Source organism: Parabacteroides sp. PF5-6 (assembly GCF_029504695.1).
In the GTDB taxonomy this organism is placed as follows: Bacteria; Bacteroidota; Bacteroidia; order Bacteroidales; family Tannerellaceae; genus QVMG01.
The window spans coordinates 286216-300867 of record NZ_JAQFIN010000002.1 but is presented as its reverse complement, the minus strand read 5'-3'; the positions used below and the strand labels follow the sequence as shown (position 1 = coordinate 300867).

The window sequence follows — 14652 nt, the reverse complement described above, 5'->3', positions numbered from 1 at the left end:
ATCCTTTTTCTAGTTGCCATCTTCAAATTCAGCCAATCCATTTTAAGCCCCACTACGGCAATCGGATTGCGAAAAACAAAGAGAAGCCCACAGGCGATGAAAGAATGCCGCGTTCGAACTCATTTTGCATGGAGGGCAACTCTATCTATACATCCAGAACAAACACAAAAAAAGTGGGCTGCCGTCCACTTCTCGTAAGGTATCGCCAAACACCTGCACACAAATAGACAAACAACCCACCTATGGCGAGCTATCTGTACCTAAGTGTGCACTTTAGTGTAAAATTGGCGATTTTAACGAGAAAGGCACTTTTACTTTTCCACAAAAATGTATCCCTAAGGATGTTACAAAGATAACTTCTGTTTGAGGAAATTGTTCATTTTTGGGTGATAATTTCCCATTCTATTTGTCTGTTGTTTATTTAGCGTATAAATGATGCTTCTTGCAATACATAAAGAAAGTTGCGATGGAGGAATTCGAGCAGCTTGCGAGGCAATGGTCGTATTGGCGGTCGCATCTCCATTTTTGATATTTAATTGATTGCATACTAACGATATGGAACAAGTCACGTCCAGATTCTCCAAATTCAGCCGCCAAGGACTGTCCTATCGCGTACCAAACCAAGTATTTTTCAGCTATATTTATTTTGTTAAGCATGATTTCTGCTATTAACTTCCGCACTCTATATGACGTTATTTCTTTAGACATGTCATCACCAATATTGATGGTAAGAGATTTTTTTTCTATTCCCATAAATCTGCTGTACTGACCTGCGGTTGGACAATAGTAGGGCGCTGGATCATAGCTAACAAACCTTAGTCGTGCTACATCTTTACATGCTTTGTCAATATATATATTCTTCTTCTTGAGGTCATGCTCAAGTGCGTAGAAATGTTCAAGATGCTTATCTGGGTATTTTATCCTGAAAAGCATAAACAAGCCATTGCCACTAGTTGATAATCCGGCATAGTATAGTCCATCCATTCCTGAAACGGATTGTTTTGCTATATCCCAATCTGAAATGTGAGGATTGTCTTTTCTATCTATATCCATGCAAATAATTCCGCTATGATGTATCAAGCCTGAATTACATCTTTTACTGAATACTCCACTAGGAGTAATGCAAGGGAGCATACTCTTCAAAATATAGATGCTGCCTTTTTTCTTAATTTCTCTTATGCCAGTTACCATCTCGATGTATTCTTGTGAGGGAAAAAGAAACTTTGATAGCTTGATTGTGTCATCAGGTATACTCTCTGAGAAACAACGAAAAAGTGACACATTTTCGAGTTCTCCTGAATTTGCTCTTCTGCCTGAATAAATTCTTTTCATGATATATGGGTAATTTAAATATATTATTAATATTAATATAATTATAACAGACTGACATTTGAAAACAATAGCACTTATTAGTTATTAGCGATCGTATGTAGCGGTTTGCCACCATCGTTGATCGCTAATAACCCAGAACATAAACTTTATTGATGTATTAGAAAGTAATTCTATTTCGTCTCATCTCTAGGTAGATAATTGCCTCTGTATTCTTGTTTGTACCTAGCGAAGTATTTTCTTTGATTTTCGTCTATACTTGATTTGAAGAAGCGGAATATCCCCTCCTGTTCAGTTGATGAGAAAGTGGGCTCCTCTTTGTCGAAGTTGTACTTGATGAGAGTTCTTATCAATATACCTGCATCTTCATCTGTTCCTGCAAACAGAAAATGTATCATACTCTCACTAATTAGTAACCCTGGCTTATGATCATTTTTCATCACTCTTTCCTCCATTCATAATATTGTTAATATCTTTCATTCTATAACGTCGCTTACCTCCTATTTGAACAGGTGTCAAATAGCCTCTTTTAGACCATCTCCATAGGGTTGACTGATCGACGTCGAAAATTTCGGCAGCTTTTTTAGGGGAGATATGGATATCTACTTTCGTATCCATTACGGATTGTTCTAACTGCATCTTAGCGTCTTTTATAACCTCTTGATGCCATTCTTTAAGATCATTCATAGAAACAGCCAACGTTATGCTGGGATTGTTCCTGAAAAGTTCATCTAGTTTCATAATTGTCTTAATTAGTTATACTTTTTATGAATATTTTCTGGAACAAAGTTAAACTGGAGGAATTGTGGCAAGGTTGTGGTTAGATATGCTTTTTTCAAAAAAAACAATAAACACAAAAAGATAATACACAGTACGTTGTGCTGTCTTTTAGAAATATTAACAATTGGTTTTTGTGGTCAAGTTGTGGCGCGAGGTTTTATTTTAATGCATTTGCTTCCTTCTGCCACCTCTCGTCAATATTCCCGGTACAACGAGATGGGGTTGTCCCTATACTTTTAGCTGATTTTCTATACCAACTTTGATTCTTACCCATAGCCTCATGCAGAATGCGTACAATGTATCTAAATCTTGTAATCCTCTTAATCTTTTTCTTTATTTCTGAAAAATCAGCAGCAGACACACACACTAAAAAGTCATGTAGTTTTATATCTTCAGAAAACACATCTGAATCAACACAAAAGCTAAATATTCGTTCTGCTTTTTGAGGGTCATAATCAAAAGTATCTCTGTCTTCACGCCGTGCATTTTGTTCTGTTCCCTGCCATTCATTTATAACCTCCACATAGTCGCTTTCGCCAGCTTCACGCTTGGATTCATAGTGCTCCCCCGCAATAAAATGCATACTTTCACTAGAGATGGAGTTCTCGTCAAAATCTGTATTAATTTGCCTGTAATTATTTTCATTAAGCAATTCAGGCTTCCAATAGTGAGGGATGCTACTTCCTTCATAATGATTTAGGGCATTCTTCTGAATAGTCTTTAAATCTATATTATGTAAAAGACAGATTTGACTTAAATCCTCCATAAAATTATCAAGCAATAACTTTAATCCTAAGAGACAATTATGGGGTATATATGCTTTGTATTCTTTATAATGATCCGCTTCTAATTCATGAGCAAATCTTCGACTTTCTATCATTTCATCCATGTAGGTAAGAACAATGCTGGGATTCTCACTCTTCATCAACTCTCTTCTTTGGATGAAATTTCTAATTTGAATATATTCTTCTCTATTTAATTCATCTTTATGAAAAAGCTTGTTATAAGGGATGAAGGAGGTTATAACTTCTTTGATAAAAACTTCCTTTGAAGTGGGGTATTTATATAAAACACCCTTAATCTCATCCCTTAAAGGTTTCGTTATGCGCTTATAGTCTGGACAATTCTTTCGTTGCCAATCTTTTATAGCAATGTCATCTTTAGGGTATATTATGTGATACAAGTCTTCCAATTGCCTGTTGTCAGCTACTGTTAGTTGCGGTTTACACACGGCACTTAAACATATATGCCAGCCACCGAATAATAAACCAAATTTATCGAGTTCAATCCTTTTCATTAGTTTACTCCAACGATTTAACAAGTTCGATCTTCATTTCTTCATCAATCTCCCGGTAACGGGCAAAAGCTTTGCTACCTTCTTTATGACCCGAAAGAGAGCCCACTAAATTAGGGTCTTTTACTTTCTTGTACAAATTTCCAACAAATGTTCTTCGGGCTAAATGAGATGAGGCTATCTCATTGATAGGTCTCTTTTCCTCCTGTCTTGTTGTTGAGTTTAATACGGTAACGATTCTTGTAATTCCGGCAGCAGTAAAAACCTCTTTAATAGCCTCGTTGTATTTCTGTTCAGAGATGAAAGGCATTAAGCGTCCCTCTGTGTCAACATTATCATATTTTTTTAGGATTTCCTTTGCTGTATCATTCAGCGGCACTCGAACAGTTATAGGGTGTCCGTCTTTTGTTTTACGAGGGATATACTCTACAGCATTGTTAATTATACTTTCTCTAGTCATTTTATAGTAATCTCCCATTCTGCAACCTAGCAGGCATTGTAAGATGAAAATATCACGTTGTATGGCGAGTTGAGGCCTATGTGACAAATCCGTACTGTATATCTGGTTGCGTTCTTCTATTGTGATATAGTATGGAGTACCGTATAAGTCGGGCTTACTCTCATAGTTATCAAATGGTCTATTCGTTGTAATGTTATTCTGATTACACCAATTAAAGAATGCACGAAGCTTGTTGAACAGAGCGTTAATCGTATTGGTGCCTCTCGGCCTAGGCTTTGGTGATTTCTTAGAAGAGTTTATTATGGCGGGAAACTCGTCGTAGATATCTTTATGCTCATCATAAAGTGTATGTTCATTCCGTAGGAAGTTCTCAAAATCTTCGATTGTATCGCTACTAATACTATGTATATCTAACTTAAAATCGACATTCTCCTCAACAGAGGCGATTAGTTCGTATCTCTGCAAAGCTCTTCTCAATACCATGAAGTTCTTCTCTCGTACATCAGATAACTTTCGCTTCTGTAAGAAATCGTCAAATAAAGAGAAAAAGACACTTTCCTTTGATTGGTACTTGCCGGGATTCAATTTCTTGTCAATTTCTTGTTCTAACCACTCCGAAGTAGCATCTTTCTTATTGTTGACAGAATTATATATGTCTAGAATCATGCTCTTCCTATGTGACACGGCATTGTTAACCCTAAGCCTTTCCTGTGAATCAAATACAACCTTGGCTTTTATCTCGCCTTTATTGTTATCCCATACTAATGGTGGAACTTCTATTTCACTTACATGAAATATCTGCACCGACCGCCCATCACTTAAACGGAATCGAATTTTAGTTCGTTCAGACCTCTTGTTTGAGGTTCTTATAAATGCTTTTACTGTTGCCATAATATAAACTTGGTTGTGCAAATATAATCAACTTGCACAACTCTTGCACAACAAAATGCAAATAAGTGCATTCTTGTGCATTATTTATCAAATGTGTAAACTGTTGATATATTGCATATATTTGGCATGTATTCTATGGGTCTGCCGATTACGAACTATCCATTTTGCATACACAATACTCCCGCTCCGAGTACAAGAAACGCTCATAATCGACTGATTATGAGCGTTTAGAATTTTATTCAGGGATAAATTGAGGGATAAGAAATGTTACTCCACTACTTTGCGTTCATTTTAAGCTTAACGAAAGCTCTCATCATGGGATTTTTAAATGTATAACGTGTGCTTCTCCCTTTTCCTAACTTTGTGAGTATTTCTGCACGATTTGCCTTGGCAAGCTCATTAATACAATAATGTAAATCTGAATTTTTCACATTATTTTTAGTTATTTTATTGTATTCTTTGACAATGTTTGTGATTGTAAATGAGTTAAATTCATCTAATTCACAATTAGCGCAAGCATAAAGAATAAATTTCCATTTATTGCTACTACTTGAGGAGGATATTGCTTCCCTGAAGGAAATTCTCAATTGTTCAGAAGTATTATCAATGCCTTTGTTTATTGCAATAGTCAAATATGTTTCAGTAAAATTGTTTTTGTCGTTTTCGATTAATTCTAGACAACCATATTTACACAATAAATGTATATAATGAGGAAATCCTGAAGAAAACTCAACAATTTTATCCAAAACTAATTTGTCCATTTTTAGGTCAAGAAGTTTTAATCCATTATTGACTATCTCTTCGCACTCATCTTTTCTCATTCGAGGCATTTTTACTTGCTTCAGACATCTTTCAAGCGACAGGTGGCTTCCAATTAGAGCCTCGACACTCTCTGCTATTCCAACTAAGATTATCGTTGTGTTAGTGTTGTTATCTGAAAGAGATTTGATGAGGTCTGCAAAAAAATGCCTAGTATTTTGATCTGCAATGTTGTCGAATTCATCAAAAATGAACATGAGCTTATAATCACTCCCTAAATCATTTAACAGATTTACTATTTGATTTGTCTTTAAATCACTATATGATGATATCAATGATTTCATTGATATCATTTTACTCTTACATTGAGCATTAAAGCCTATTCCGTTTATGGTTTGAGAATATTGTATTTTATCCAATGCATCTTCCCAAAGGGAACGATACGTATGTCTTCTATCACAAGTGATTTTTATTGGATAAATATTAGTAAATGATTTGTACATTATATTAGCCAAAGATGTTTTTCCAACACCTCGCTCACCATACAAAATAGCATGCTGTCCTTTTTCGTTAATAGCATCGATTATTTTTGTTAGTTGGCTCATTCTTCCAAAAAAGAAATCTTTCTCTTGAATTGGCTGTATCGGAGAAAAGACCTGATTCAAAATTGCTTTTTTTTGTAATTTATCCATAATCCGAGATGAGTTTACGTAAAAATAAAACCTATTTTATAACTTGAGATTGAGCATTATTTATTAGTTCGTTCATGGACATCATGGGTAATGGGAATTCAGAAAGCGAGCTAGATCCTGTTCTTGAGTAAATAATCCCTCGCATAGTTCCAATGGCAATATTTATTAAAGTTGGCAGAAAATCCACTTCTAAAGAAAAAGAATTCTCATTTTGAATTTTTACAAGGCTTCTTAAATCTTTCACATGAAATACAAAACGATTTTCAGCTTCTAGAATTAAGGCTTGAGTATCAAACTCTTCATATCCAACAGATAGGTCTATATTAAAAAGATCTTCTTCCAAATTATATGAAAAATTCCATTTAACAAGAATCTTATAAGGGAGTTTCCCCTCTTCCAGCGCTTCGCGGTTACACTTAAAATCCAAATTGCAGTAAAACTTACAGTCTTGGATTTTATTTAAGCTGATGCTTATTTCTTTAAAACCAGAATTTTTATTTTTCATATTATTGTCTCTGAAATTTAAAATAAAATATTATCAGGCAATCTTCTTATAGATTCCATGGAACTACTATTACATGCTATTTGATATTTCGAAGTACTAAGATCTTGTTTAAAACATATCTTCCCCTCCGGATTAATTTGACCTATATGTTTTTCCTTTAAATAAATTTGTTTTTTATCAGGAATAGTGAATGTAATACTAATAGGATTGTTTTCTGCGGATTTGTGCCTATATAAAATCTCAAAATCAGCAATAGCCTCTTTTATTTCTGAAATAGATTTTGTTTTTGCTGGGACATAAAGTAATCTTACATTTAGAGCGATACTTATTTTAGCGATAGTCTCTAATGTAAAATTATGAGTGCCTTTTAGCCATTTACTAATCTCCGACTCACGTTTGCCCAATAGCTTAGCAAAATCTTTTTGTGAGATATTTCTTTCTTCTAAAATATCACGGACTCTATCAGAAATGTCAAATGATAATGAAACAAACTCTTCTACATCTTTTGCTACTTCTTGCAATCTGCTTTCTAGTAAATTTGCTTTTTTCATTTTCTATATTTTGAATTTTAGAACTCCGGTTAATTTTTCATTGTCATCTATAGCCGTTTTCCCAGAGTTAATTGATTTGTTAATTTTGATTTGAAGTTTTTTTAATTGCTCCACGTATTGCGATAGTACGGGGCATTCTTGCCATTTTTTTACACGTTTGACATCGCCATTTCCGAAGACAATTATAGAATCTGAAATGCGGATGCAATAAAGTCTCAATCTATTACCCTCTATTGGGATTGCTCCAACACCATCACCATATGAGCCTTCTGGCTTAAAATAGCGTTCTAACGCTCCATTTCTGATGATCTTTTTTATTGCAGCTAGTATTATGTCAATATCTCTCTTGTATTCTGAATTTGAAGGAAACTTCTCTAGAAATTTTTCTAGTTCAAGTTTTTCTTCTCCTTCATTTCTTATAGAGTAAATACTTATTTTTTCTTGTTCAAAATATAGCTCTAGCTTACATTCCACTTCTTCACTTTTAAGTAAATTATTTGCAAAGATAGGTAGCATATTTCGACAATGCAAGTTTTTCTATCGAAAATACACTCAAAAGTGAATATTTAACATTATTTGGAAGGAAGCGCCTCGTGTTAGAGATGAATTTTCTATCTTTGCCTCTGAAAACGAGCGGATTTATTCTGCAAAGACATATTAGCTTAGCGTTCACGTAATCTCGTAGAAAAAAAACTAACACTTTTCAAGCAACAATCGAGAAAACTGTGCAATCTGTCGCATAGGCGTGGGCTTGCCTTGCTCCGATTGTGGGGCATGCCAGTCCTTCTACGAACTTGGTGAGTACCATGTATTCTTTTTTGTAGTTATGTGAAATGCTGTTGCGAAATAGTAAATTCAATTCAAATTGCCGGTTATCTTTTTCAGAGCTATTACGCTTTTAAATCTACTATTTGTTTCAAAATTGGCAGTTTGACAAAATTTATTTGATGCCGTCGATTGTTGTTACTTTCTAATTCGCTATTTTTGCTTGTAAGGTAACTGCAGAATGAATCCACAAAGGAGAGAGCCCGTTTTTGCTAATATTTTGTTGAATGCTATGATAATAGACCTTATGATGGAATTACAAAGAGCAAATGTATATCAGCAGGAAATCTACCAATACTTGGAAGATTATTTTCCTAACCTCTTTGAGAACAAAGAGGAGGTGAACGAAATAATTGTAACCCGCGCCCAGGCTGCTAAAGCTGCATTTGAAAAAGCGGATAACGATGGATACAGCACTTTAGAAGCATTGGAGAAAGCAAATGAAGCACTTCATCAAGGCTTTGAGTTTTCTCCTATCGCTTACATTAAAACTTTCTACGAGGAAATTAAAGATGAAGTTCTTGATAATGACCATGCTTGCAAAATCCTTAAAAAGGCTGTTGGCTTGTTCCACCAATACGGTGTGGATTTTGAAGGAACTGAGAAAGAGTATGAGTTACGGGATGAATTGGCGTTATATATTTGAGATTTATGTAATATCTAAGTTAACTAGTGCCAACAAATTAGAATGAGCCATTACGAATAGATTATGAGAGCCTATTCCTATTTAATCGTACTCAAAGTGCTTCAATGTACTTTTTGAGTTTCTTTATAGCAGCAAAATAGATAACCAAATCTTTACTAATGAAGTCCAAATCTGTACCTCCCAAATTGTGTTGTATGCAGAAATTTATATTCTCAAACAAACTGGAGTTTTCTATATTTCCCAGCATATCAATAAGTTCATCATCAAGAATGATGAAGTATTGAGAGCGAACTCTTGTCAAAGCTGTATCTACGACTTCTTTATGAAAAAAGAAATGATTATACCAATTGCCAGGAATAACTAACTTGTTTAATTCATCAAGTTTGGGAGGAATGGTTAAAGGGTTTATAAGATTACATGCGCGAGTTATATCTTCGAGAGAGGAATTTTCATCAATATGGACAGCTGTTGTTTTTGATATAGTTTTCATAACTCTTTCAGCGTCAGATACTATTTGTCTTAGATAAAACTTCAGACTGGGAGCAGTAGCTTGCTTATTGTAATATTCCTTTGAGTAAACTGTCAACAAGTAAAAGATATATGCTGTAATAAAGGAGAATAATAGATTATAGAATATTCTACCAATTTTAGACGCTCCTTTGAATGCTTCTTCTATGTCAAACAGATAAAAATCAAACACAAAAACAAGTATTACCGCAATTATTGCAGCAGCCAAAAGAGGTTTATTCAAACCATTCCAGTAACGACTGATATCTACTTTGTTACCCATAATTCCGACCTTTAATAGTTTACTGATGTAAATATAGAAAGGAATACTTCTTCTGAAGTTCTTTATGGTGGAAAAATTTCAAGTTGCATATAGGTGAATGCTCGAGGTGCCGAGAGAAGTGGATCATGCTTAGTTTTGGTTGAGTAGAAGCCCCTACTATAAAATAGTTATGACAGGGATATTTATTCCCCTATGCTAGACGCTTTATCAAACCCAATGCTAATTTTCAACTGAAGACAAACTTCTACTGTAATCTTTTACATCAAACTTCTTAACCCATGCAGAACTTCAAGCAGTGAACTGTTTGGAGATAGCATTTTTTTATATCTTTGCTGTTGCTACTTAGGTAGCAATATGTGAAATATTAGAAAAAAGCATTAGCTTTTATTCTTGGATACTGAAAACTGGCACTTTTCTAAGGCAATCCAAAAGAGTAAAAAGTTGATGTCTGTGCTATACTGCATGGGCTTTAACTTTATTCTTGGTTGCCGGGTATGCCAGTACCTCAGTATCAGAATAGGTTACTGTCCCATGCTTTCTTTGTTTATGGTTATGAAAAAAGTAATAATACTAATAACAGTTATGAACATCCTGCTGCTATCCTGCGGAGATAACGAAAAAGATGTTCTTGGAAGTGAAGAATACAAAGTAAATTATGAAGCTTCGATAGATAAGCCGGACCTGTATGACTTGAAAGTCGTTTATACTGTAGGTAATGCTACTTCGGCAACGGATACGAAGAACATCAAAGAGGAAACAGTACCTTCGCCATTCTCCCATGAATTGACCTTAAAAGCAGGAACGTATGTTTCACTTTCCGTTCACCCGGTTTACAAAGGGGAAGGTGTTGATAAAAACGAGGGGAAAGCGACCGGAAGCATAACGGTCAATGGACGGAAAGAGATTGAAAAGACAAATAACACATTGGTTACTTTAGGCCTTGTATTAGGTATTTGATTACGTAATTGTTTAGCTACATAATCAAAGGATTGTATAGCTAAACAATTCTATAGTTGAACAATTGTATAATTATTTAAATATCAGATCATGAAAATATTAAAAGTGTTTTTACTCATAACTTTCTTCCCCTTAGTTATATTGTATTATTTTCTGAGGTTTTTTAGTACAGCCATCCTGGGCGGAATTTTAGGCGGGTTTTTGTTTAGAGAATAATTTCAACTAAAATTGATGATGAAATATTAGAGAGATTTAGGTTAAACAGGAACATCATCCTTAGGCTTCAAAAGACCTTTTCCCAAAAATATTTTTCAGAGATGCGTTAAAATTATTTCTTTGAAATAACCCTACGATAGAAGGCAGGAATACGTTTGTGGCCAAAAAATGATATTTTTGGGGTACAAACGTACATCTTGCATTTTACAAATCATAACTCTTTCAAACGAGAAATCAGAAAGGCCATAGGAGTGTGAATTTTCCCATTACTATTTCTCACTTCAAATATAAAAGTCCAAATAGGATGCCCTTTTTCTCCAAAATTTGACTTTTCGATAATAAAATTATTCTCTTTTGGACTACCATTCATTTGGGATAAGAAATTTTTTAAACCATCCCAATTTCGTTCAACTCCATCTTTAGGAGGATCACATTTCAATAAATTTTCTTCCTCCTTAACCTCCTCAAAGAGGAGGGTTTCTTTTGTTTTAGTCTTATTTGTTTTATTTGCGATTGCCTCCCGATCGCCTCCCGATTGCAGGGCGATATTTTTCCCCCATCGTACTTGATTCCCTTTTTTGCCTGCTTCTGACAATGCTCTTTTCTTTTCAAGATATGGCTGCATTCGCCGATTAAGGCTTTCCGAGAAGAAAAAAGTATCATCTTTAATCACAAATAAGTCATATACATTTACTACTGTTTTCATTTTCTCTGCTGTTGTATTATATCGTCTTGCCAGAGCAGGGACTAATTTTAATGGGTACTTGAAATCAGGCTGTTCACGCAAGGTTTCCACTAATACCCAAAATATTCCATAACCCTCTAATCCCAGTTGTTCGATTAATAACACACACTTTGGATCATCTTTTGCATTGCAATCATGTGGGAAGTAATATGCATCTTTTAAGGTTTTCATACTTTTTGCATGTTATTATTTCTTCTTGCTGCATCTATTAACTCTGATTTGAGATAGAAAACACGATTTCCTAGCTTATACCGATTGATTATCCCACGCTTCGACCAATTAATAATTGTTTGAACGGTTACCCTGAACAGGTTTGCTGCTTCAATTTGTGAAATTCTATCCACATCAAACTCAATCTCTTTTTTCTGAATGATCTGAGGAGTTTCTTCTTGATTCAATTTTATTATAATTGAACCATCCGTGTTAAGCTGTATATTTTCAACAGCTTTAAGTTGCTTAAAATTTGTTTTTGCCATATCACTTTATTTTTATGATTTGATGGCAAACGTATTCTGTCTTGGTCGCAACCCAGTTAAGGAACTTTGGGTAAAAATACTAACAATCAGTCGTTTAATATTAATTTAACAGTTTCCCCATATTTCCTCAATAGGATTTCCAGAGTTTCCTGTGTTCCGAGATATCGTTCTATTGTAGATTTTGATAATTGAGTTTCTGCTATTTCATACTGGAAATATACTGACAACACAGTATAGAAGTTGTCCTTGTTCCCAATTAGTTTTTCTTTCTGGCTGCCGATAATTGCGCAGAACAACTTATTCGCATCTGAATATTTTGCAATAGATTTGTTTAATATGAAACGAGTAATATTCCTATCATAAGAAGAGTATTTCTCATGCATTTGATTCTTAAGTGTTTGCATGAATATATAAATATTTTCTTTTGCTATATCCTCGTTTATGTACTTAAAGAACTTGTACATTATCTCCATAAAGAAGCCTTCATCCAATATTGTACTCTTTTTCAAATCGGGCAATTCGATTTCGCTCCAAAAATCTAATTGATAATGACATAAAGCAATACTTATCTCTTTTCTTGGCACTAGCTCAATTTCCACTTTGCCATTTTGTGTTGCTTCGAATGGAACTCGGGCAATACAGGGAATATCATCGTTTAATATAGAACACCTATCTAAAAGCATCTCCAGAACTTGCTTTTCCATTTCATTACACTCTCTAAAAAAACTCAAATCATGGCGTTTGCTTATCAAGAAAGCGGTAAACTTATCGTAGATATCAAGTTTGTTTTTGTGGGTTATTTCAAATTGTGCAAATCCCCTATACTTTGCCAACAAAAAATCCAATGAATATATTAAATTGTTATAGTATAGAGTTATTTGTTTTATTGGAATACCTTCATTTACAATGCTTTGTATCTCCTTCTTCTTCCGAATCAATATGCTTATCGCAATAGCCAATGGAGAACCTTGAATTTGAGCCTCAATGCTCTTGATAAAATCACATCTTTTCTCGTCTAATATGAGGTAATGCTTCTCTAAAAAGCCATTTAGCGCATTAATCAGCAGCGCTCTATCCTCGTCATTTGTTGAGAAAAGCAAAGTAGACATTCGTTCAATTGGATATAACCCAAACAAATCAGATAAAAAATCAGATTCATTTTCCAATTCTCCTTTGGAAAAAAGAACAAGACTGCTCTTAATCGTTTCTTCAAATGAGGTATACTTCATAACTTATCCCAAGTATTTTCCATTTGCTTTTTTACTTCCTTTTCGGCTATTTTGACATAGCGATTAAATGAAGAATCTCGCTTATGTCCAGTTACGCTCTTCACAAAACGTTCACTCATTCCCAATATAAGAGAGACTGTCGCAAATGTTTTTCGTGCAGTATGACTTGTTATTAGCTCGTATTTAGGCAAAGTACTATCAACTCTCTGGCTACCGACATATCTTGTAGTTGTGACAGGAGTATCAAGTCCTATCTCTTTACAGCATTCTTTGATATACTTATTCAGCTTTTGTGAAGATATAGAGGGAATGGGTTCTAATGGAGTATCTTTATATTTATCAAGTATCCCTTTGCTGAATTTATTCAGAGGAACAACATGGTCTGTCTGTTTTGTTTTCTTGATGTGGAGCTTAATATAATCCTTATAGATATTTGACGGTTTTAAATTTTGAATATCGGAAAAGCGTAGTCCCGTAAAACAGCCAAAGCAATAGAAATCACGTACTTTAGACAGTCTTTCCGACTTAAAATCAAAATTATATAAAGTCATCAGTTCTTCTGTATTTAGAAAGATTACTTCTATTTCTTCTTCTGATGCTTTAAATTTAGAATATTGTGTATTGGCATGATAATTCCGTTCCTCAGCCCATGACATGAAACGTTTGATGATGGATACTATCTTTGAGAAATAATTGTTCCGGACTCCTTTCTCTTCAAAAGCGAATTCCCGCAGCTCTTCGTAAAACTGGTTGTTGATACTATCCAATATGATTTGAGTTCCTCGATGCTCCGCAAAGTCCTTTAAGAAGTTCAGTATGGTTACACGCCCTTTAGTCGTGTTTTGGGAAGATATAGGGCGGTTTGTCTCTATAAACTCATGGAAAGTATCGAAGAAGTCATGCTCTACATTAATTTTCTGTTTTTGCTCCAACTTATCAAGAATAAACTCTTTCGTCAACTCTATCTTATTAAGTAACGCATAGCGTTCTATATCTCTGATACGCTCTTCGAGTTCATCCAGTATCTGATTATATTCAACATGGAAATTATATTCTTCTGTTTTGTAGTTGGCACGTATCCGCATCTTCTTCTCTTTCCATTGCTCCGGCTTGACAGAAACACCCTTGATGGATTTCTTTATCAGCTGTCCGTTAAACGTAATATGTAACCGTATTGGAGCAAGACCACTCTTGTTTAACAGTTCTTTTCTCAAATAAAACGATGCTTCCATGTTCCCTTAAATTTTTTCAGGGATAAAAATAGGGATAATATTTCGATTATATACAATTAAAAGAGATGAAAATTAGTTTTCATAACAATCTGATATTGAGAATCAATGAATTAAAAGTGGTCAAAAATAGTTTTGATAATAATCCACTCCCGCTCCGAGTACTAGAAATTTCGAACGGTGACTGATTATCAATCGGTTATCGTTTTTTTTCTTTTTATGGCTGGCACCACATTTGCACAACTTCGGTTCGGGGTGATCCGTGATCCTGATCTTCG

General features: G+C 34.6%; 15 protein-coding genes. 2 read left to right on the top strand and 13 right to left on the bottom strand.

The features are described from left to right. Positions 1–417: 417 nt before the first annotated feature. From M2133_RS03320 to M2133_RS03285, 8 genes are all read right to left on the bottom strand, one after another. Positions 418–1332 carry a BT4734/BF3469 family protein gene (locus M2133_RS03320; RefSeq protein WP_277464546.1) on the bottom strand — a complete coding sequence of 305 codons (915 nt, stop codon included), beginning with the start codon at positions 1330–1332 and terminating at the stop codon, positions 418–420. Between the two features lie 426 nt (positions 1333–1758). After that, positions 1759–2070, bottom strand: coding sequence for a helix-turn-helix domain-containing protein (locus M2133_RS03315; protein WP_277464545.1), 312 nt, complete (start codon positions 2068–2070; stop codon positions 1759–1761). 196 nt (positions 2071–2266) lie between these two features. Then, positions 2267–3406 carry a hypothetical protein gene (locus M2133_RS03310; RefSeq protein ID WP_277464544.1) on the bottom strand — a complete coding sequence of 380 codons (1140 nt, stop codon included), beginning with the start codon at positions 3404–3406 and terminating at the stop codon, positions 2267–2269. Between the two features lie 4 nt (positions 3407–3410). After that, entirely contained in the window at positions 3411–4754 is a 1344-nt protein-coding gene (locus tag M2133_RS03305) for a site-specific integrase (RefSeq protein ID WP_277464543.1), read from the bottom strand. Positions 4755–5029: 275 nt separating this feature from the next. Then, entirely contained in the window at positions 5030–6205 is a 1176-nt protein-coding gene (locus M2133_RS03300; RefSeq protein WP_277464542.1) for an ATP-binding protein, read from the bottom strand. A 31-nt stretch (positions 6206–6236) separates the two neighbouring features. Next, positions 6237–6710 carry a hypothetical protein gene (locus tag M2133_RS03295; protein WP_277464541.1) on the bottom strand — a complete coding sequence of 158 codons (474 nt, stop codon included), beginning with the start codon at positions 6708–6710 and terminating at the stop codon, positions 6237–6239. Between the two features lie 17 nt (positions 6711–6727). Then, the gene (locus M2133_RS03290) at positions 6728–7261 is read right to left on the bottom strand and encodes a helix-turn-helix transcriptional regulator (protein ID WP_277464540.1); all 534 of its coding nucleotides are present in this window, start codon (positions 7259–7261) and stop codon (positions 6728–6730) included. A 3-nt stretch (positions 7262–7264) separates the two neighbouring features. After that, a complete protein-coding gene (locus M2133_RS03285; protein WP_277464539.1) occupies positions 7265–7777 on the bottom strand; it encodes a hypothetical protein in 513 nt (170 codons plus the stop codon). 556 nt (positions 7778–8333) lie between these two features. On the opposite strand from M2133_RS03285, the gene M2133_RS03280 reads away from it, so the two are divergent. Continuing rightward, positions 8334–8732 (top strand): DUF1896 family protein, encoded by a 399-nt coding sequence (locus M2133_RS03280; RefSeq protein WP_277464538.1) that lies wholly within the window; start codon positions 8334–8336, stop codon positions 8730–8732. A 91-nt stretch (positions 8733–8823) separates the two neighbouring features. On the opposite strand, the gene M2133_RS03275 is transcribed toward M2133_RS03280, so the two are convergent. Then, complete coding sequence (locus M2133_RS03275) at positions 8824–9522, bottom strand: hypothetical protein (protein WP_277464537.1); 699 nt, start codon at positions 9520–9522, stop codon at positions 8824–8826. Between the two features lie 552 nt (positions 9523–10074). On the opposite strand from M2133_RS03275, the gene M2133_RS03270 reads away from it, so the two are divergent. Continuing rightward, positions 10075–10479 carry a hypothetical protein gene (locus M2133_RS03270; RefSeq protein ID WP_277464536.1) on the top strand — a complete coding sequence of 135 codons (405 nt, stop codon included), beginning with the start codon at positions 10075–10077 and terminating at the stop codon, positions 10477–10479. A 427-nt stretch (positions 10480–10906) separates the two neighbouring features. Here M2133_RS03270 and M2133_RS03265 read toward each other — a convergent pair whose 3' ends face one another. From M2133_RS03265 to M2133_RS03250, 4 genes are all read right to left on the bottom strand, one after another. Further along, a complete protein-coding gene (locus M2133_RS03265) occupies positions 10907–11611 on the bottom strand; it encodes a Lin1244/Lin1753 domain-containing protein (RefSeq protein WP_277464534.1) in 705 nt (234 codons plus the stop codon). Beyond that, positions 11608–11916 carry a helix-turn-helix domain-containing protein gene (locus M2133_RS03260; RefSeq protein WP_277464533.1) on the bottom strand — a complete coding sequence of 103 codons (309 nt, stop codon included), beginning with the start codon at positions 11914–11916 and terminating at the stop codon, positions 11608–11610. The genes M2133_RS03265 and M2133_RS03260 overlap by 4 nt, the downstream gene beginning before the upstream one ends. An 86-nt stretch (positions 11917–12002) precedes the next feature. Next, positions 12003–13145, bottom strand: coding sequence for a hypothetical protein (locus M2133_RS03255; RefSeq protein ID WP_277464532.1), 1143 nt, complete (start codon positions 13143–13145; stop codon positions 12003–12005). Then, on the bottom strand, positions 13142–14377 hold the full coding sequence (locus M2133_RS03250; protein WP_277464531.1) for a site-specific integrase: 1236 nt from the start codon (positions 14375–14377) through the stop codon (positions 13142–13144). The genes M2133_RS03255 and M2133_RS03250 overlap by 4 nt, the downstream gene beginning before the upstream one ends. Positions 14378–14652: the final 275 nt, after the last annotated feature.

Bases quoted from the DNA above. Each gene is read 5' to 3' on its own strand.
- M2133_RS03320 (WP_277464546.1), bottom strand. From the start codon at position 1,332: ATGAAAAGAATTTATTCAGGCAGAAGAGCAAATTCAGGAGAACTCGAA.
- M2133_RS03315 (WP_277464545.1), bottom strand. From the start codon at position 2,070: ATGAAACTAGATGAACTTTTCAGGAACAATCCCAGCATAACGTTGGCT.
- M2133_RS03310 (WP_277464544.1), bottom strand. From the start codon at position 3,406: ATGAAAAGGATTGAACTCGATAAATTTGGTTTATTATTCGGTGGCTGG.
- M2133_RS03305 (WP_277464543.1), bottom strand. From the start codon at position 4,754: ATGGCAACAGTAAAAGCATTTATAAGAACCTCAAACAAGAGGTCTGAA.
- M2133_RS03300 (WP_277464542.1), bottom strand. From the start codon at position 6,205: ATGGATAAATTACAAAAAAAAGCAATTTTGAATCAGGTCTTTTCTCCG.
- M2133_RS03295 (WP_277464541.1), bottom strand. From the start codon at position 6,710: ATGAAAAATAAAAATTCTGGTTTTAAAGAAATAAGCATCAGCTTAAAT.
- M2133_RS03290 (WP_277464540.1), bottom strand. From the start codon at position 7,261: ATGAAAAAAGCAAATTTACTAGAAAGCAGATTGCAAGAAGTAGCAAAA.
- M2133_RS03285 (WP_277464539.1), bottom strand. From the start codon at position 7,777: ATGCTACCTATCTTTGCAAATAATTTACTTAAAAGTGAAGAAGTGGAA.
- M2133_RS03280 (WP_277464538.1), top strand. From the start codon at position 8,334: ATGATGGAATTACAAAGAGCAAATGTATATCAGCAGGAAATCTACCAA.
- M2133_RS03275 (WP_277464537.1), bottom strand. From the start codon at position 9,522: ATGGGTAACAAAGTAGATATCAGTCGTTACTGGAATGGTTTGAATAAA.
- M2133_RS03270 (WP_277464536.1), top strand. From the start codon at position 10,075: ATGAAAAAAGTAATAATACTAATAACAGTTATGAACATCCTGCTGCTA.
- M2133_RS03265 (WP_277464534.1), bottom strand. From the start codon at position 11,611: ATGAAAACCTTAAAAGATGCATATTACTTCCCACATGATTGCAATGCA.
- M2133_RS03260 (WP_277464533.1), bottom strand. From the start codon at position 11,916: ATGGCAAAAACAAATTTTAAGCAACTTAAAGCTGTTGAAAATATACAG.
- M2133_RS03255 (WP_277464532.1), bottom strand. From the start codon at position 13,145: ATGAAGTATACCTCATTTGAAGAAACGATTAAGAGCAGTCTTGTTCTT.
- M2133_RS03250 (WP_277464531.1), bottom strand. From the start codon at position 14,377: ATGGAAGCATCGTTTTATTTGAGAAAAGAACTGTTAAACAAGAGTGGT.